At 58.9% G+C, this 16,883-nt stretch carries 17 protein-coding genes and 1 tRNA gene; 11 read left to right on the top strand and 7 right to left on the bottom strand.

The genetic code is table 11. From position 1 onward, the window contains the following. Positions 1–13 precede the first annotated feature (13 nt). The 4 genes from HMPREF1628_RS07640 to HMPREF1628_RS07625 are packed head-to-tail and all read left to right on the top strand — an operon-like array spanning position 14 to position 3,477. Entirely contained in the window at positions 14–808 is a 795-nt protein-coding gene (locus HMPREF1628_RS07640) for an aldo/keto reductase (RefSeq protein ID WP_052038999.1), read from the top strand. Between the two features lie 8 nt (positions 809–816). Further along, positions 817–1,608, top strand: a complete 792-nt coding sequence (locus HMPREF1628_RS07635; RefSeq protein WP_034510547.1) for a class I fructose-bisphosphate aldolase — start codon at positions 817–819, stop codon at positions 1,606–1,608. Beyond that, the gene (locus HMPREF1628_RS07630) at positions 1,605–2,651 is read left to right on the top strand and encodes a zinc-dependent dehydrogenase (RefSeq protein WP_034510544.1); all 1,047 of its coding nucleotides are present in this window, start codon (positions 1,605–1,607) and stop codon (positions 2,649–2,651) included. The genes HMPREF1628_RS07635 and HMPREF1628_RS07630 overlap by 4 nt, the downstream gene beginning before the upstream one ends. 10 nt (positions 2,652–2,661) lie before the next feature. Then, a complete protein-coding gene (locus tag HMPREF1628_RS07625) occupies positions 2,662–3,477 on the top strand; it encodes a DeoR/GlpR family DNA-binding transcription regulator (RefSeq protein ID WP_034510541.1) in 816 nt (271 codons plus the stop codon). An 11-nt stretch (positions 3,478–3,488) separates the two neighbouring features. Here HMPREF1628_RS07625 and HMPREF1628_RS07620 read toward each other — a convergent pair whose 3' ends face one another. From HMPREF1628_RS07620 to HMPREF1628_RS07605, 4 genes are all read right to left on the bottom strand, one after another. Then, positions 3,489–4,535: a type II secretion system F family protein gene (locus HMPREF1628_RS07620; RefSeq protein WP_034510538.1), complete on the bottom strand. Its 1,047-nt coding sequence runs from the start codon at positions 4,533–4,535 to the stop codon at positions 3,489–3,491. Continuing rightward, on the bottom strand, positions 4,536–5,702 hold the full coding sequence (locus HMPREF1628_RS07615) for a TadA family conjugal transfer-associated ATPase (RefSeq protein ID WP_052038998.1): 1,167 nt from the start codon (positions 5,700–5,702) through the stop codon (positions 4,536–4,538). After that, entirely contained in the window at positions 5,692–6,465 is a 774-nt protein-coding gene (locus tag HMPREF1628_RS07610) for a hypothetical protein (RefSeq protein ID WP_034510536.1), read from the bottom strand. The genes HMPREF1628_RS07615 and HMPREF1628_RS07610 overlap by 11 nt, the downstream gene beginning before the upstream one ends. Before the next feature lie 87 nt (positions 6,466–6,552). Then, the gene (locus tag HMPREF1628_RS07605) at positions 6,553–7,329 is read right to left on the bottom strand and encodes a hypothetical protein (RefSeq protein WP_034510533.1); all 777 of its coding nucleotides are present in this window, start codon (positions 7,327–7,329) and stop codon (positions 6,553–6,555) included. 45 nt (positions 7,330–7,374) lie between these two features. On the opposite strand from HMPREF1628_RS07605, the gene HMPREF1628_RS07600 reads away from it, so the two are divergent. The 3 genes from HMPREF1628_RS07600 (at position 7,375) to HMPREF1628_RS07590 (ending at position 10,856) form a co-directional block, all read left to right on the top strand. Further along, a complete protein-coding gene (locus tag HMPREF1628_RS07600) occupies positions 7,375–8,304 on the top strand; it encodes a hypothetical protein (protein ID WP_034510529.1) in 930 nt (309 codons plus the stop codon). Between the two features lie 121 nt (positions 8,305–8,425). Further along, positions 8,426–9,871: an MFS transporter gene (locus HMPREF1628_RS07595; RefSeq protein WP_034510526.1), complete on the top strand. Its 1,446-nt coding sequence runs from the start codon at positions 8,426–8,428 to the stop codon at positions 9,869–9,871. A 55-nt stretch (positions 9,872–9,926) separates the two neighbouring features. Beyond that, on the top strand, positions 9,927–10,856 hold the full coding sequence (locus HMPREF1628_RS07590) for an alpha/beta fold hydrolase (protein ID WP_034510523.1): 930 nt from the start codon (positions 9,927–9,929) through the stop codon (positions 10,854–10,856). Positions 10,857–10,921: 65 nt separating this feature from the next. Here HMPREF1628_RS07590 and nth read toward each other — a convergent pair whose 3' ends face one another. Beyond that, positions 10,922–11,563, bottom strand: a complete 642-nt coding sequence (gene nth / locus HMPREF1628_RS07585) for an endonuclease III (protein ID WP_034500690.1) — start codon at positions 11,561–11,563, stop codon at positions 10,922–10,924. 186 nt (positions 11,564–11,749) lie between these two features. Between nth and HMPREF1628_RS07580 the strand changes: the two genes are divergently transcribed. After that, positions 11,750–12,439, top strand: coding sequence for a Crp/Fnr family transcriptional regulator (locus tag HMPREF1628_RS07580; protein ID WP_034510521.1), 690 nt, complete (start codon positions 11,750–11,752; stop codon positions 12,437–12,439). A gap of 93 nt (positions 12,440–12,532) precedes the next feature. Here HMPREF1628_RS07580 and HMPREF1628_RS08910 read toward each other — a convergent pair whose 3' ends face one another. Together HMPREF1628_RS08910 and HMPREF1628_RS07575 are read right to left on the bottom strand one after the other, a co-directional pair. Further along, on the bottom strand, positions 12,533–12,691 hold the full coding sequence (locus tag HMPREF1628_RS08910) for a DUF4177 domain-containing protein (RefSeq protein ID WP_084703324.1): 159 nt from the start codon (positions 12,689–12,691) through the stop codon (positions 12,533–12,535). A gap of 27 nt (positions 12,692–12,718) precedes the next feature. Next, positions 12,719–13,060 carry a WhiB family transcriptional regulator gene (locus HMPREF1628_RS07575; RefSeq protein ID WP_034510614.1) on the bottom strand — a complete coding sequence of 114 codons (342 nt, stop codon included), beginning with the start codon at positions 13,058–13,060 and terminating at the stop codon, positions 12,719–12,721. 248 nt (positions 13,061–13,308) lie between these two features. On the opposite strand from HMPREF1628_RS07575, the gene HMPREF1628_RS07570 reads away from it, so the two are divergent. The 3 genes from HMPREF1628_RS07570 (at position 13,309) to HMPREF1628_RS07560 (ending at position 16,622) form a co-directional block, all read left to right on the top strand. Beyond that, the gene (locus tag HMPREF1628_RS07570; protein ID WP_034510518.1) at positions 13,309–15,444 is read left to right on the top strand and encodes a transglycosylase domain-containing protein; all 2,136 of its coding nucleotides are present in this window, start codon (positions 13,309–13,311) and stop codon (positions 15,442–15,444) included. Between the two features lie 59 nt (positions 15,445–15,503). Next, positions 15,504–16,466, top strand: a complete 963-nt coding sequence (locus HMPREF1628_RS07565) for a metallophosphoesterase (RefSeq protein WP_034510515.1) — start codon at positions 15,504–15,506, stop codon at positions 16,464–16,466. Positions 16,467–16,548: 82 nt separating this feature from the next. After that, positions 16,549–16,622, top strand: a tRNA-Pro gene (locus HMPREF1628_RS07560). Positions 16,623–16,883 lie beyond the last annotated feature (261 nt).

Raw genomic sequence — 16,883 nt, 5'->3', positions numbered from 1 at the left:
GGAGAAAACCCGTATGAAAATTCCAGCCGTTGCGTATGGCACATGGAAGCTAGATGACGCGCACGCAGCCACTTGCGTAGCACGTGCAATTGGCGACGGCTACCGTATGGTCGACACCGCGCAGCGCTACCACAACGAATATGGAGTAGGGCAAGGCGTCCTAAACTCCGGCGTGGAGCGAGAAGAGGTACTTGTTGCCTCGAAACTGCGCGGTGGCGACCAAGGGTTAGAGCAAGCTAGACGCGCATTTTTTGCCACGCTAAGAAACCTTGGGCTGGACTACATCGACCTGTACCACATTCACTGGCCCCTACCGCGCCTAGGGCTCTACCTAGAGTCTTACGAGGCGCTCATGCAGCTACGTGAAGAAGGTTTCATCAAGAACATTGGCGTGTGCAACTTCCCCATCGCGCACCTACAAAAAATCCGCGAGGAGTTCGGCGAATACCCGGCAGTGAACCAGTTCGAGGTACACCCTGGGTTTGCGCAAATCGACCTCGTGAATTTCTGCCTTGAAAACGACATTGCACCGCAAGGTTGGGGAGTTATTGGACGCGGCAAGGGCCTTCTTGAACACCCTGACGTCAAGAAGATTGCGGCTGAGCACTCTTGCTCACCCGCCGCAGTGTGCATCGCGTGGGCTTCTGCCCGCGGAATCTCATCGGTAGCTAAGTCCGCAAACCCAGACAGATGGAAAGACAATCTTTCGGCCCCGCGCATCAAACTGAGCGAAAACAATATGCGCACGCTCGATCAGATCGCAGTTGGCCGACTCGGTAAAGACCCTGAAGTAGACGAAGAATATTAGGAGAAAACATGACCGGCAAGAACATTCGACTATCACGAATTTTTGACAGTAAGACCAACAGGTCGTTCATTGTGGCATTCGACCACGGCCAGTCTCTACCAATCCCCGACGGGCTGGGCAATCCCGTAGATTTGCTTGAAAGAATCGTTGAGGGCAACCCCGAGGGCATCCTCCTAAACCGCGGAATGCTGGAGCAGGGAGCACACCTGTTTGGCCGGCGCGGCGGACCCGAACCGATCCTGCGCGTAGACTGGACCACCCTGGACCCGAACATGAAAAAGGAGATGGGAGAGGCCTACCGGGTTCTCACCACTCCTCAAGAGGCCCTTGAACTTGGCGCCACCGCCGTATGCATGTACCTAATCGGACGCCCCGTTGCTGACGGCATGTTCTACGACAACGTGCAGGAAGTTGCTCATTTCATCGCGGAAGCTCACCAGATTGGCCTGCCCGTGATTGTTGAAGCAACCCTGTGGGGCCTGCGAAACGAAGACCAAAAGGACCCCAAGCTCCTGCGCCAGATGTGCCGCATTGCCGCTGAGATCGGTGCTGACGCTATCAAGACCGAATACGTGGGCGATGTTGAAGCCGAACGCACCTTGATTGAAGAGGTTGGTAACATTCCCGTTCTTACCCTCGGCGGCTCCGCAGCTGACCGCAGCGAAGTTAGCCGCCTAGCTGGCGAGGCCATCGAGTCGGGCGCTCGCGGCCTGATCTACGGCCGCAACGTCTGGCAGGTAGAAGATATGGCTGGCGTCATGAAGGAACTCTCTGCGATTGTTCACGGTGATGCCAAGTGAAAGCCGCGGTTTTTGCAGGACCTGGACAGCTCGAACTAAGAGAAATTGAGAAGCCTAGCGCAGGTACCGACGGCCTCGTTCTCCGCGTGGGAGCAAACACCGTGTGCGGCACGGATGGGCGCATCCTCCGCGGTGAAAAAACTGCGGGCATCGACCTTGGCATCGTCCTCGGACATGAAATCTCTGGGTACGTTGAAGAGGTTGGCTCCGAAGTTGAGGGGTTCGAAGTTGGAGACCTGGTAGGCGTCCTCCCAACCGTGCCGTGCGGACAGTGCTACTACTGCCGCCGCGGTATGGAACACCTGTGCACCGACTCCAAAATCTTCGGATACGCAATCAACGGCGGGCTGGCTGAATACATTCGTATTCCCGCCGAGGCGTTGCAACGAGGTGGCGTGTTTAAAGCGCCCTCGCATCTAAGTGCCGTTGAGGTTGCTTTGGCCGAACCACTTGGCTGCGTGATTAATGGCGCGCACAACTACCAGCCCGGCATTGGAGACACAGTTCTCATAGCGGGTGCTGGGCCAATCGGTTTGCTACACACCCAGGTGTGTCGCCTGGCGGGAGCCAGCAACATCATTGTTTCTGACCCGTCAGAATCGAGGCGGGAGTTTGCCAAGAAGATGGGTGCCACGCACACTGTGGATCCCACGCAGACGGACCTCGCTGAGTTCTGTAAAAACCTGACCGACGGAGAAGGCGCGGACATTGGCGTGATCTGCATTGGCAGGCCTGAACTTGTTGAGGACGTGCTTTTGTGCATGCGCAAGGGCGGTCACGTAAACGCTTTCGCGGGCTTCTCTAAGGTCGCTAAAGCGCAGATCGATCCGAACCTCATTCACTATCGTGAACTCGTTATCACCGGCGCGTCCAACGCGGGCCGTGCAGCGCATGAAAAAGCGCTACGCCTTATCGGTGAGGGTAAAATAGATGTGAAGTCTTTGCATACTCACACGTTTGAGCTTGCGGACGTTCACGAAGCTATTACCGTGGCGGCTAATGGCACCGGAATCAAGGTGGCGGTAGTCCCGCACAAGAAGTAATGAGGACTGTTTGAAAAAGCTAAGTGCACAAGAGCGCCGGAAAGCTCGGCTGGTAGGCGCCGTGCTCGAAGCTGGCGGCCTAGACGTCGAGGAGCTTGCAGAGCTCCTCGACGTCTCCGTTGTCACCGTCTACCGCGACGTCTCCCAACTGGTCAGCGAAGGACTGGTTAGTCTGGGCCGCGGGTACGTGGAGCCGGCGGAATCAACAGTTGTAGACCTTTCCTCCATGCTCCGATCCGGTATTTTGACCGAGGTTAAGGAATCGTTTACCCCGGTGATTAGCGAACTGATTCCGCGTGCTTCATCCCTAATGATTGACGACTCCTCCTCGTGCCTGCCTGCGCTTCACGAACTGACGGGGCGCTCTCCGCTTACGGTCATCACAAACTCTCTGGCCGTGGTGCAGGCGGTGGGGCGAGCCCCCATGGTGGAGCTACATTGCTTGGGTGGACGCTATTCGCCGTGGTCCAACTCCTTTTATGGGGCGCGAACAGTTGCCGAGGTGGAGCGGTTCCGTGCCGACTTCTGCCTAATGTCCGACACGGCCATCACCGACGGAGCGGTGTACAACCCGTACGACTACGTAGCGGAAACAAAACAGGCGATGCTGCGGGCCGCGCAGATTCGGATTCTGGTGGCTGATCACACGAAGTTCACTCGCCGCGCACTGTGCAAAACGGCTGAACTTGGCGACTTCGACTACCTAATTACCGACGTTGAACCATCGCGTTCCGTACTGGAAATCTGCCACGAATACAACACCGAACTGATCGTCGTGCCCCGAACTGCCAAGCAAAACGGCGAGGACGATTCGGCCGACGCGTAGGTGCAACGACACTAAAACCCGGGCAGGGTTATTGACGCCACTATCGGCACCACGCTGATTGCCACGAACGCGGGAAGCAGACACAACCCAAGCGGGAGGACCAGGCGCACAGCTAGCCTCTGCGCCTCACCGCGCGCCTTGGCCGCCCTCGTTGCCCGAATGCGCCCGCCAAGTAGCCGCAACATTGGAATCGGAGACGCCCCCAAAGTCCACGCCGGCCGCAACGCCGCAACGATAGGTAGCGCATCCTCGCTAACCTGCTCCTGCAACGCATCAAAAGGCGCGCCAATACGAAGCAAAGCTGCGCAACGCTCAAACTGAGACTCCCCGCAAGCCACCCCCAGCGCATCCAACGAATGCGGAATGGACGCTCCCGAACTCAAACTGGCAACCAGCAGATCCACCAGCACCACCGGGTCAATCCGCTCCCCCTCCCGCGACGCCGCCGCAATCAACCGCTTCGCCCACACCACACCCGCCACCCAAAACATGGCCCCCACAACAAGTCCAACCGTTGCCACGCCGCCCGCAAACCAAAGCCTCACCACATCCACACCCACCGCAAACCCCGCCACCACGCCTAAAAGAGGCAGTGCAGTCAGCAACTTCGCCGTGGTTTCCGGGCCAGCCCGCGCCACTTCACGATCCCGATTCGCCGCATCGACCTCATCAATCGTTTCCAAAATCGACTCCAGAATCTGAGCCAGCGGCGCCCCAATCTGATGCGTCAACCGGCACGCCGCCTCCACCGACGGAGCCGATCCGCACAACTGCTTTGGCAACTGTGGAACGCCCCGACTATCCATCCCGCCCCACGGCAAACCAGCGTCTAGAATCGCGCCGCGCCAAGCCGCCTCCACGCCCGCTCCCGAACGCAAACGCGCCACCACGTCCGCGAGTAGCATCGCAGCCGACACCTGCTCTGCGGGCTTTCGTTCCATCTCCCGCGCCCCCATCCAAGCGGTGAACGCTCGCTGCTCCCTACGCCTGCGAACCACCAACGATGAAGCAAAAAGCACGAACAAAAGCGTCCACGCCGCCGCGGCCAACGCGCTCATCTAAACGACCTCCCCCGAGCGTTGCGCCATGTCCCGCGCATTGGGGGCTCCAAAACCAGATACTCCCCCGGCCTGAAGACGCGCCTGCAGAGCCGCGAACCCTGACCCCCTGCCCGCAAGGGTTAAAGCCGGCAGTACCCGCAGTGACGTGCCAGGCTCCACCACCGCTATCTGAGTGACCTCGCGCTTGCCATCAGCGCGGCGCTCCACGTGAATAATCGCATCCAACGCCGCAGCCGCCTGCGCGTGCACGGTTGAATCAGCCATCCCCGCGAGCGCTCCAAGCGCCACCAAGCGCGCTGGCACATCCTCCGCAGTGTTCGCGTGGATCGTTGCCCACCCGCCCTCGTGGCCCGTGTTGAAGGCAGTGAGGACGTCGCGAACCTCCGCCCCGCGACATTCGCCAAGCACCAGCCGATCCGGCCTCATCCGCATCGCGGCGCGCACCAAATCCGCTAAGCTCACCTCGCCCTCACCCTGCACATTCGCCCCGCGCTGACACATCGTTACGGCGTGCGGATGAGTGGGAGAAAGCTCGGGAACCTCCTCAATACAAATGATGCGTTGGCCCGCATCCACCTTCGACAAAATCGCAGACAGTAACGTTGTTTTGCCCGTGCCCGTCGCGCCCGACAGCAATACGTTTGCGCGCGCCTCAACCAGCCCCACAATCGCGTCAAACATTGGCCCCGTGCACGTGCCGTTCTGGCGTAGCTCCTCCAAGGTGAAAGACTTGCGCCGTTTTGTGCGCAAAGAGATCAGTGGCCCACCGACCGCGGGCGGAGACAAAACCGCGTGCAAGCGCGTGCCGTCGGGCAGGGTGCCATCTGCAATCGGCATGGCCTCATCCAAACGCGTGCCCGCAGTTGCCGCCATGCGCACCGCTAACTCCCGTACCTGCGCCGGGGAAGAGAACTCAACCTGCGCCCGCTCCATACGTCCGCACCGATCCACCCACACCGTTGTCCCATTCACGAGGACGTCGCTAACCCCCTCCTGCGAGATCAACTCCATGAGAGCCGGGCCGGGCCCGGCGATAGTTGCGTCCAAGGTCCACGCGGAGCTAACCAATGCGCTCGCCCCCGCCAACGGGGAGGCCGCCTGTCCAACCGCTTTGGCAGGCACTTCTCCGCGCGCAATCCGGTTTTGCAGATCCCTAGCGCGCACAAGCCACCTCCAAATCCTTTAGCTTCGGGTTTTTTGGAAGCCAAACCGCACGGTCTGCAAGACCGAAATCAACCAGGCGCTGCCGCGCAACCTCAACCTGAATGCGCGCGGTCCGGGCCTTACCTAGTAGCACCGGGCGGGCGTCCTCATGCGCACAAAACTGGGCCGCCTGACGGGTCCATTTGCCCGTATCAATCAGAACCGGGCCCACGCGGCGCAAGGCGCGTACAAGCGGCGCCACCTGAGCTATCTGGGGAGGGGAACAACCATTAGCCCCCACCACCGCGAGGATTCCACGGGGCAAGCGCGATAGCACCACGTCCTCGCAAATATTCACGTCATCCCACGTCAGCAGCGTCACGCGCGTATCAGCCAAAGCTACGCGTAGCGTTGGATCATCACCCAAATCCAGCACAAAAACCGACTCATGCCTAAGCCCTTTTGCAGCGCGGGCCAGCGCGCTTGTTGTTCCTACCCCTCCGCGCACCCCTGCAAAAACGACCGTCGCAAACCTGCCAGAGGCAAAACCAGCGTCAATGATCCTCATCAGCTGGGCTTCTCCCCCGGGCAACACAACGTCCACACCCAAGCGCACCACATTCACGCCGGGCCCCACCCCTGCAGGTCCCGATTCATCCTCAACAATCAATAAATCGCCCGGCTCCGGCACGCTTTCGCCAAACCACTCAAACGTGTGCCCCATCAACTGCAGGACGCGAACAACCTCGTTGGCCTGGTCTTCCACTTTCAAAATCACGCGCATACAGCCATGAAAATGCGGGGGCGTGAAAGGTTCCGGATCACTTGCGCAGTGTTGTGGGTAAGACGCGCTGCGCCGAACCTGTGGAAACTACTGCGGCAGTTTTCCGGCCTGAACGCCCCTAATCATGTCTAGCGTGGGGTCAATCGCCGCAGCCATAGCCTCACAATAGGCGTACAGCCATGGCTCCACATCCTCGTTATTGAGGGCGAGGCTCGCCTGCGCGTCCCCCACCAACTGGCGTGAAATCAACAGCGTGCCACTGGGCTCGAACCCGCTCACCACCAGATGATGGCGGGCAAGGACGCGGCCGAGCTGCTCCGAATGAGTAGCAAACAGCGGCCTATTCGCAAACAACCAAATGAGCAGACCCGCACGCATGGGAGCCGGCAACTTGGCCTCCAACACGGCCCGCACGGCCGTGAGCGCCCGCGGATCTTTAAGGGTGGCAACGTCATCCTCAGCGATCACGCCCACGCTACAAAGACGCGCGGTTAGAGCCTTGTGCGCTGCCGTAAGAACCTGCGGCAACGGGTGTCCCACAGTTTTTACCGGCCGCCGCGAGTTCAACGGCGCCCAATCCCGCTGAGCCAGGCGGTGCGCCTTCCAAATATCGAGCGCCGCAAGTACTGCCGGATCCTCCGCCGACACACGTCCCATTGTGGCCAAACGCAACTGCGCTAAATCCGTGCGCGCCCCCACCAGGGCCGCCTCATAGTGGGCGAGCTGCACGCCGGCCTCCGCCCGCGCCGCCTCCCAGCCGCGGCGCAACCCCTCCGAAAAACGGATGCGCGCAACACCTTCATCAATTTCGCGCAACAAATCCCGCATTTGCGCGGACGCCGCCAGTGACGCGAACTTCGACATACCAGGTTCAACCACGGTCTTAGCTTAGCTGGGTACAGTGTAGGCATGAGTTTAACTGCCGAAAACGTTCGTGCTCACGCCCCGCTCGTAAAACGCGAAGCCCTGCTGGGCCGGGGCACCATCGCAGTATTCTCATTCGTTGTCTCACCAATCATCCTAACCCTGCTCTACAACTCAACGGCGCTACTGCAAGAGGGAAGCATCACGGGTATTCCCCTCGGCTCGCCCACAGGTCAGCTAGGCATCCTCGTTGTTGCTATCTTGATCATCATCCTCGCCTACCTCACACGCTGGTCTGCGATTGGCATCGTGATTGCAACCACGTGGGCCGGCGCATTCGCAGCCCTTTTCATCGGAAACTCAATCATCTCACCGGCACCTACCAGCTCAACCCAAGCGATGCTCATGTGGCAACAACTTCCGCTACAAACCTTTGTCATCCTCTTCACGGCCCTCATGGTCACGCTCGCGAAAAGACGCCAGAGTAAGCGCAATAACTTCAAGCCAGAGAAAGAGCCTGGGCCGGCCGCTCTTTCGGGCTACTTCATCGTCACGCTACTTTTTGCACTCTCTCTAATCTTCCTAGTGCTCGCAAGCTCCCCAAACACAATCACACCAACGATTTTGAACGTGCCTCAGCTCATGCCAAAACTTTCCGGAAGTGACTGGCTTCTGGTGCTGTTAATCTCCCTTGCCCTCATGGCGTTCACAGCGATGGCATACAAATCGGTTGTTGCCGTTCAACTGGTAGCGTGGTTCTTACTCGTCATCCCCGCACTATTCTTAGGGCCACTGTTCTCACTTCTGACCAACAAACTGGTTACGCCCCAAGACCCATTCATGATCTCAATCGGATACACAATGCCTGTACTGGGCGTATTCGGCCTCATCATCGCAACATGCACGTATTCGATTAGTATTTCGACCAACCCCGACGCTTGGATCCCTACCAGCATCAACTCAGTCACTATCTAAAATCGTCTTTTCAACACGCCGGCCCAGCCTCGGCCCTGCAAAAAACCGCGTGTAATCATGGTGTTATGGCTCATTGTGTGCCCCCGCGCGCGCAGTTGGCGACAGATTATTGGAGGATTTCATGGCTGATCGTAATTTTGACGACCCTAACGAGACCGATGAGGCGCAGCGCCCCACGTGGGATCTTGGCGGCCAGGTAGAGGACGAAGCACAGCACCCCGACCTCATTGATCCGGCATCAGAACCTGCCCCCTTAGATCCGCTCGAAGCTGATAGCACTCTCGATGCTGGTAACGAGGATTTGACGATCGACGAGGGCGCCGCCGTATTTGGCGACGATCAGCCTGAAGACATCGTTGGCTCGGCTGGCGACGAAGTCCTTGAAGACGTTGAAGCAAAAACCACGGTTGCCCCTGTGGTCCCCCGCGACGCAGACACCGAGAGCGAGACCGCCGCACCTGCACAGTCGGTTGCAACGCGCCAGCCAGATCCCGTCCCCGCTCCCGAACCCGTGGCGGCACCAGAGCCGACGCCCGCTCCTGAACCAGCACCCGCGTGGGAGGGGCAGACCGAAACCTCACTTCCTAAAGCCACGGATACAACAAACTCCATCCCGCATGTAGCGGCGAGTGGCAACGATATTCCTCGCGACGTACTTGAGCGTCGCCAGACCCCCGAGGACGAATACGAGCGTATGCGCGAAGTACCCGCCTTCCCGGACGTTGAGCCCGAAGCCGTTGCAGATCCCGCGGGCGAGCCAGTGGGGATCCCTGTTGCAGAGCCAGCATCGGAATCTGCCGCGCCCATTGCGCAGCCCGATTCTGAACTAGCAGCAGGGCTAGGCGCCGCCGCTGGAGTGGCCGCAGTTACAGCCGGAGCAGACGCAGAAGACGACATCGAGGCTACGAAGGTGCGTCGCAAGTCGCTACTGCGCCCCGAGGTTGCCGAAACGGAAGAACCCGAGGCAACGTCCTCGTGGATTCCGCGCGAACCAGTAGAGCTAAACGACACCCAATCGATCTTCGAAGAAGCCACGGTGGTGCCCGAAGTTCCATCACGCGTTGGAGCTCGCGTGTGGTCATTCTTCCTGACGCTGATTGGTGTTCCCGCCGCCTGGTACCTGCTGACCGACTCGGCCGCTCGTCTAACGCTGGCGCAGGACAACCCGGTTGCAACCGGCGTTATCAACCCAGCGGCTCTCATTGAGCTTGGCGCTGGCGTAATTGTTGCGATCCTCGTGGTAATGCTGACCATCAGGTCTTCGCTCGGCGCTCTCATCTTCGGCATCCTGGCAATGGCCGGCGGCATCTTCTTCCTCGCCGCACCTGCGGTGACAGCCGACTTCATGGAGCCCGCCTACAACTGGCTAACCGCTTTCAACGCGTTTGGCGGCAACGTGGCCCACCACATTCAGTGGACCGGATACACGGGCGTTATGGCGGTATCTGGCCTAATCCTCTTCGTCATTGGTCTAACGTCCATCTTCGCGCGTCGCGACGGACGCCGCGAGCAAGAGATCCGTACCCAGATCGAGCAGCTCGCCCCCGGAACATTGAAGAAGAAGTAAACCGCGCAGGTTAACCGCCCTCGAAAATGAGGACGATTTTAGCTAACTTGGAGCCATGAGCTCTAACTTTTTAGACCGGCCATCCACGTCGAACACGGATGGCCGGTCACTATTGTTGCCCGAGGGCGAATGGCAGCACATCACCGTGAATGCGGGAGGCGCGAACTTCCACCTGGCGCAAATGGGACCCGCCGACGGTGAACCCGTGATGCTACTGCACAGTTTTCCGCGCACCTGGTACTCGATGCGCCACCTGCTGGTGCACCTGGCAGCCGAGGGCTACCGCGTGTGGGCCATGGATTTGCGCGGCTTCGGCTCCTCAGACCTGCAGCCGCATGGTCAAGATCCGGTGCGCATGGCGGCAGACGTAACCGCGGTGCTCGGCAGTTTGAACGTGGCAAAAGCACACATCATAGGCGAGGGCATGGGCGGTATTTTCGGGTGGATTCTGGCCGCTACGAATCCGCGCGTGGTTGCCTCCCTCATGTCTATCGCGCAGCCCCACCCTCTAAACCTGGAGCGCTCCACCCCCTCCCCATTCAGCGCGGCCGGCCGCACGGCGATGAAGATCCGCTCCCCGTGGTTTAACGTGCGAAACCTGCGTTCAGGCAAGATTGTTGCAGACGCCGCCGCCTCTTGGGCAGCGCCACAAAACAGGTCCAAGTTGCAGGCTGATGAGCGCGTGTACCGCTACGCGTTCTCCCGCCCATTCGCAACTGAAACCGCCCTCGAGGCCGTGATCCGCGCGAACTCGTTGACCCGGCGCACCCGCGCCCGCATCGACACGGTTGTAGACATGCCCGTCTCTCGCGTCATCTGTCTACAGGACGGGCTGCGGCCTCCAAAAACGTTCCTGCGCGACCAGCAGTGGGCAAAACAGCCGATCACTACATTCCAACTGGATTGCGGCCACTTCCCCACCGAGGAAGCGCCCGAGCAGTTGAACGAAGCCGTCCTTAACCACCTCAAGGCCTGCACCGGCTGAAGCTTCCGCTGGCTGCACGAGCTGGGCCCCAGCCTCTTTAATCGATCTGCTTTAACCCGCTGGTTCTAATCGACTTGCGCAGACGGGCAAAGGGGTGCGAGGGCGCAGCTATCGCACTGCGGGGACCGCGCGTGACACACGCGCCGCCCATGCTCGATAAGCCGATGGCACAGCACGGTCCAGTCCTGCCCCGGTAGTGCTTTCGCAATGTCTCGCTCGATCGCAAGAGGCGTCTTGGCGCTGGACCAGCCGAGCCGCTTCGCTAGCCTGCCCACATGCGTGTCCACGGTGATTGTGGGGATCCCAAACGCATTACCCATGATGACGTGCGCCGTCTTGCGCCCTACTCCGGGTAAAGACTCAAGCTCGGACCGCGAGCTTGGAACCTCGCCGGCAAACTTTTCATCCAACGCCTGCGCCATCTGCCGCAACTGGGTTGAGCGCCGATTTTGAAAACCCAAGGGCCGCACTATCTGCGCAATGTCAGCTTCATTCGCATGCGCCATGTCGCGCGGCGCGGGATAGGCAGCAAACAGCGCGGGGGTCACAGTGTTCACCCGCTCGTCAGTGGTTTGCGCAGACAGGATAGTGGCTACGAGCAACTCAAACGCATTCTCATGCACCAGGGCACACTTCGCGTCCGGATACAGGTCGGCCAGTACCTGCGCGACCTCTAAAGGCTGACTTTTGGTTTCTTGAACGCTCATACCTAGAGCATACAAACCGCGGAGTTTAGCGCCTGGCAAACGTGCGCCACATGCGCCAAATCGTGAAGGCATGTGTTGTTTTCCTCATAAAACGCAAGAAAAGCGGTTAAACTGGTGTGCAGGTGCGCACATCCACGTTACGGGGGCGTACATACGCTTATAACCACTTAGCCGCTTTAGCGGAGAATGAAGGTGACCGTGGAAGGAAACTACATCAGCCAAGTCCCTCTGTTTGAAGGGCTAGATGAAGCGCAGCAAAATTCGTTGCGCTCCAAAATGGGACAGACCACCCTGCGTCGCGGGGAGGTTCTATTTGAAGAGGGCGAGCCTGGCAACCGTCTCTACATCATCACGGAAGGCAAGGTTAAGCTCGGCCACACCTCTATGGATGGGCGCGAGAACCTGCTTGCAGTGCTTGGCCCCGGCGAGATCATTGGTGAGCTGACCCTGTTTGATCCGGGTCCGCGTTCCACCACTGCAACCGCGGTTTCGCCGGTAACGCTTCTGCATCTCGATCACGCTGATTTGAACGCGATCTTGGATACGAACCCAACGATGGGCAAGCACATGTTGCGCGCGTTGGCTCGCCGCCTGCGTCGCACCAACGAGAGCCTTGCGGACCTCGTCTTCTCCGATGTTCCTGGTCGCGTCGCTAAGGCCCTGCTAGACCTTGCGGATCGTTTTGGAACCCCGGCCGAAGATGGTGTTCACGTGCCGCACGACCTCACGCAAGAAGAGCTTGCCCAGCTGGTTGGCGCTTCTCGTGAAACCGTTAACAAGTCGCTTGCCGACTTCGTCTCCCGCGGTTGGATCCACCTGGAAGGCCGCGCCGTTACGCTTCTTGACCTCGATCGTCTGGCACGCCGCGCGCGCTAGTTCGATATACGAGGCAGTAGCCTGAACAACAAAAATGAGGGAAGGTGAAAACCTTCCCTCATTTTTTAAACCCGTGTGGGCACTACGCGCGGCCTAAGCTTTTGGCCTCTTCATGTACGCCACGAAGTTGTCTGGATTATTGGGTGCCGGCACAACCTGAACGAGCTCCCAGCCGTCCTCGCCCCACTGGTCAAGGATTGCCTTCGTAGCGTGAATGATTAGGGGGACGGTTGCGTATTCCCATTTAGTCATAGGTCACTCCTGTAAAAGGTATGCGGGCTAGCGCCGAACGCGAGCCAAGACGCGGGGGATCTGCGGCGAGCGAAGCTCTTCCGCGAGCGGGTCATCAGACTCCATGATCCACGTGCGCCAGTCAGTTACGTGAGTGTAGTAGCGTAGCATCGCGCGGCGCTCACGTTCTGTAAGACCGCCCCAAACACCGAAATTAGCTTCGGACTGCAACGCGTCCGCTAGGCACTCAAGACGAACTGGGCATGCAATGCAGCGGGAACGAACCTGGCGTTGCGCCGCGCCCTGTACAAATAACGCGTCCGGAGTCTCAGTTGCGCAAAGCGCCTTTGCCGCCCAACTTTGATCTTTGTCGGAATGTGCGTAGCTCATCTTCACCCCATTGTTCGCATGTGCTTCAAGCACTGAATCTGATGTGACCATACACACAATTTGGGTTTGGGAGCAAGTTGAAATCCACTAATGTGCTGCCCAGAACCGATCGTTTACACAAATCACGCCCACCTAGCAGAAAAATTTTCAAAATCTCTAGGCATAAGGTCCGATTACAAAGTTTTTCTAATTCGCGGCGTTTAGCGCCCGGTCGTTACAAAAAAGCGTTTTCAAAGTAGGCTTGAATCATGTCGAATTCAGGTTCTCGTCACGTCGGAAAACGGCAGTTCGCCACGTTGCTTACTACCTTCTTGGCGTCTTCCGCGCTTTTTGGCGTGCTCTTAGCGGGGCTCGCTGTTCCCGCTGCGGGCGGAGTTGGGCTTGTAGCTAAAGCCGGCCCGCAGGTGTTTGACGCGCTACCCGCCGAGTTTGAAATCCTCCCCCCATCCGAACAATCCACGTTGTTGTCTGCCGATGGCTCCGTGCTGGCAACGTTCTATGCCGAGAACCGAATCATCGTTCCCCTCGAAGAAATTTCGCCCTACCTGCAAGACGCGATTATCTCCATTGAAGATAGGCGTTTTTACGAGCATAAGGGTATCGACCCGAACGGCATGGCCCGCGCTGCAATCAACAACGTTTCAGATCAGAGCACGCAGGGTGCTTCCACCATCACGCAGCAGTACGTGAAGAACACCCTTCTCGAAGCCGGATTGCAAGAGGGCGATCAGGACAAGATTGACGCGGCAACCGAACAGACCATCAGCCGTAAGCTTCGCGAGGCGCGCTACGCCCTCGCACTTGAACAAAAAATGTCGAAAGATGACATTCTGACCGGCTACTTGAACATCGCTCCGTTTGGCACGAATGTTTACGGGGCGGAGGCATCCGCACGCAGATACTTCTCTAAGTCCGCAAAAGACCTCACGATTCCCGAGGCCGCAATGATGGCCGGCATGGTTAAATCACCCATCCAGTACGATCCGCTTAACGATCCCGAAGCCGCGCAGAACAGGCGTGACACGGTGCTTGCCGCGATGCTTGCCGAAGAAAAGATCACGCAGGAAGAGTACGACCAGGCAACCGCGATCCCAATCGCCGACATGCTGAAACCAAACTTCCGCTCGCAGGGCTGCGCTGGCGCGGGTAACGCCGCATACTTCTGTGAATACGCGCGCCAGTACCTGCTGGCCTCCGACCAGTTTGGCGCCAACGAGGCCGAGCGTAAACAAAAGCTACTTCGCGGCGGCCTCACCATCAAGACGACCCTGAACTCAAACATGCAGCAGGCCGCGTTCGAGGAAATCACGGGCCTGATTGGTGTGAATGACGCATCTGGAGCCAACACGGCGCTGGTCACACGCGAGGTATCCACCGGACGCATTCTTGCGATGGCGCAAAACACGAACTTTGGTGTGCCCACCGAAAGTGACCCCCAGGCCACGCAGTCGAACTTCAACGTAGATAAGTCCGGGGGCGGCGGCGACGGCTTTTCTGCAGGATCAACGCTAAAGCCCTTCACGATGCTGCAGTGGTTCCGCGAGGGACACGGAGCGTGGGAGCGACTGGGCGGACACTCATCGCGCTTCGCGGCCTCAGAGTTCAACATCCCATGCGGTCCCGGATACGCATCAGACTGGACGGTTAGCGACCTTGCGGGTAAGGGCGGCACATTCAACGTGATCGACGCGACCTCACTGTCAATCAACCGCGTATTTGCGGAAATGTCAACCAAGCTGAACATGTGCGAAATTTTTGACGGCATGGCTGCACTTGGCATCGCGGAGGCGGACGGTTCGCCGCACAAGCCGTACCCGCCGCAGATAATCGGCGCTCCCGCAACCCCACTGGCCCTCGCTGGCGCATACGCCGCGCTTGCGAACGATGGCGTGCTCTGCCAGCCGCTACCGGTTGACGAAGTACTTGACCGTGACGGTGAACAGATCGTGGCATACAAGCCATCCTGCGAGCAGGCGGTTCCCGCGAAGGAAGCGAACATGGTTTCAACCGTGCTGCAAAAGGTGGGCCGCTCCGGCTCCTACGCGAATATCGCTATTGGTCACCCCTTCATCGCTAAGACCGGTACTTCTGACGACAACGCTAACCTGTGGGTAGCTGGTGCAACCAAGCAGATTTCAACGGTTGTGTGGGCGGGGCATGCTCGGGCATCCTCGCAGTCAATGAACGGCATCTACGCCAACGGCATCCAGTGGGGCTACGTGTATGGCGGCACGTTCACCGGGCCTGTATGGCGCGCCTACATGAATCGCGCCACCGAGGGGATGGACTATGTAGACCTCCCGCAGGCCGATCTTGGCGCCACGCCACCGCCTCCCGCGCCGCCCACGCAACCATCGCAAAACCAGGACGATAACAAAGACTAGAAGATAGCTAAAGCCCGTGAATCCGCGCTAAATGCGCGGATTCACGCGTACGGAGGAACATGGGCGCGAGGAAGTTGCTTAGCTCCACCGCCGCGTTTGCTACCGCGGCCGGTGTGGGCGTGGCCGCGTGGACGCAAATTGAGCGGCGCATGCCGACGTTGCGCCGCTACGTGGTAGAGCTTCCCGAGGGCCTCGAAACCCCGGCGTTGCGCATACTGCAAATCGCGGACCCTCACCTGTACCCTGGCCAGGACTTCCTCGTGGACTTCATTCGGGGACTCGCAGATGAAGATTTCGACTTCGTAGTTGCAACGGGCGACAACTTTGGATCGATTGCGGGCGCGGACATGGTTAGGCGTGCTTTCGAGCCTCTAACGGACCGGCCTGGAGCGTTCGTTTTTGGGTCAAACGACTACTATTCGCCGCGCAAAAAGCGCTGGTCCACGTACCTGACCGGTCCGTCAAAACACAGCAAGAAGAGAAACGTTCCGGACTTGCCATGGGAAGAACTCGCCAGTTTCTTTGAATTTGCAGGTTGGGTGAATCTAACTAATCAGGCGGAAGTCATTGATGTGCCCGTAAAGGGATCTATTTTTGAGGGCGACGCTAGCCAGACTGACCTGGTGCGAGTTGGCTTGATTGGGGTTGATGACCCGCACATCAAACGCGACCGCATCCCGCAGCTGCCGGACGGGTGGTACGCGGCTGACACGATGCGACTGGGCATAACGCACGCCCCCTACCAGAGGGTTTTGAACGAATACACCTCGGACGATGCGCACTTGATTCTTGCTGGACACACGCACGGAGGGCAACTGTGTGTGCCCGGGTACGGCGCCCTGGTTACAAATTGCGACCTGCCGCGCGAGCTTGCCTCCGGCATGGCCGCTTGGAGCTTTGCCGGCAAAGAGTCGCCACTACATGTGAGCGCCGGCTTGGGGACCTCACCTTACGCGCCGGTTCGCTTCGCGTGCAGGCCAGAAGCCTCCATTATCGAAATGAGGCCGGCGGCCCGCGCCTAACCGTTGGAATGTGAGGTAAACGCATTCCTTTCAATTTTGGGGTTTGGCCTCCGCTGGTTATACTTGTTGAGTCCAAGAGACACGGGGTGTGGCGCAGCTTGGTAGCGCGCTTCGTTCGGGACGAAGAGGTCGTGGGTTCAAATCCCGCCACCCCGACACACTGCAAACCGCGGAAACTCAAACCAAAATGAGTGTCCGTGGTTTTTCTAATTTCGGCTTATAGGTCATTTCGTGTTGGTTTTTGGCTTATAGGTCATTTCGGGCAACTGATTCTTTAACGGGGATATTTCTTTGGTCACCGAATACCCGAGGACCCTCCTTCGCGAGATTGCATTAGGTACGCTTCTTGCCGCTTTCCCGGTGGGATTCTTGGTGAACTTTAACCGCAAGCATTTTGGCTGGCTGTCTAGGATCCAC

Source organism: Actinomyces sp. S4-C9 (assembly GCF_000758775.1).
GTDB classification, from domain to species: Bacteria; Actinomycetota; Actinomycetes; order Actinomycetales; family Actinomycetaceae; genus Gleimia; species Gleimia europaea.
This window is presented reverse-complemented; position numbering and strand designations above follow the sequence as displayed.

What these genes read in the sequence shown, in the direction of transcription:
- HMPREF1628_RS07590 (WP_034510523.1), top strand. Translation starts at nt 9,927, where the DNA reads ATGAGCTCTAACTTTTTAGACCGGCCATCCACGTCGAACACGGATGGC.
- HMPREF1628_RS07580 (WP_034510521.1), top strand. Translation starts at nt 11,750, where the DNA reads ATGAAGGTGACCGTGGAAGGAAACTACATCAGCCAAGTCCCTCTGTTT.
- HMPREF1628_RS07595 (WP_034510526.1), top strand. Translation starts at nt 8,426, where the DNA reads ATGGCTGATCGTAATTTTGACGACCCTAACGAGACCGATGAGGCGCAG.
- HMPREF1628_RS07620 (WP_034510538.1), bottom strand. Translation starts at nt 4,535, where the DNA reads ATGAGCGCGTTGGCCGCGGCGGCGTGGACGCTTTTGTTCGTGCTTTTT.
- HMPREF1628_RS08910 (WP_084703324.1), bottom strand. Translation starts at nt 12,691, where the DNA reads ATGACTAAATGGGAATACGCAACCGTCCCCCTAATCATTCACGCTACG.
- HMPREF1628_RS07570 (WP_034510518.1), top strand. Translation starts at nt 13,309, where the DNA reads ATGTCGAATTCAGGTTCTCGTCACGTCGGAAAACGGCAGTTCGCCACG.
- HMPREF1628_RS07600 (WP_034510529.1), top strand. Translation starts at nt 7,375, where the DNA reads ATGAGTTTAACTGCCGAAAACGTTCGTGCTCACGCCCCGCTCGTAAAA.
- HMPREF1628_RS07640 (WP_052038999.1), top strand. Translation starts at nt 14, where the DNA reads ATGAAAATTCCAGCCGTTGCGTATGGCACATGGAAGCTAGATGACGCG.
- HMPREF1628_RS07635 (WP_034510547.1), top strand. Translation starts at nt 817, where the DNA reads ATGACCGGCAAGAACATTCGACTATCACGAATTTTTGACAGTAAGACC.
- HMPREF1628_RS07575 (WP_034510614.1), bottom strand. Translation starts at nt 13,060, where the DNA reads ATGAGCTACGCACATTCCGACAAAGATCAAAGTTGGGCGGCAAAGGCG.
- HMPREF1628_RS07605 (WP_034510533.1), bottom strand. Translation starts at nt 7,329, where the DNA reads ATGTCGAAGTTCGCGTCACTGGCGGCGTCCGCGCAAATGCGGGATTTG.
- HMPREF1628_RS07565 (WP_034510515.1), top strand. Translation starts at nt 15,504, where the DNA reads ATGGGCGCGAGGAAGTTGCTTAGCTCCACCGCCGCGTTTGCTACCGCG.
- nth (WP_034500690.1), bottom strand. Translation starts at nt 11,563, where the DNA reads ATGAGCGTTCAAGAAACCAAAAGTCAGCCTTTAGAGGTCGCGCAGGTA.
- HMPREF1628_RS07610 (WP_034510536.1), bottom strand. Translation starts at nt 6,465, where the DNA reads ATGCGCGTGATTTTGAAAGTGGAAGACCAGGCCAACGAGGTTGTTCGC.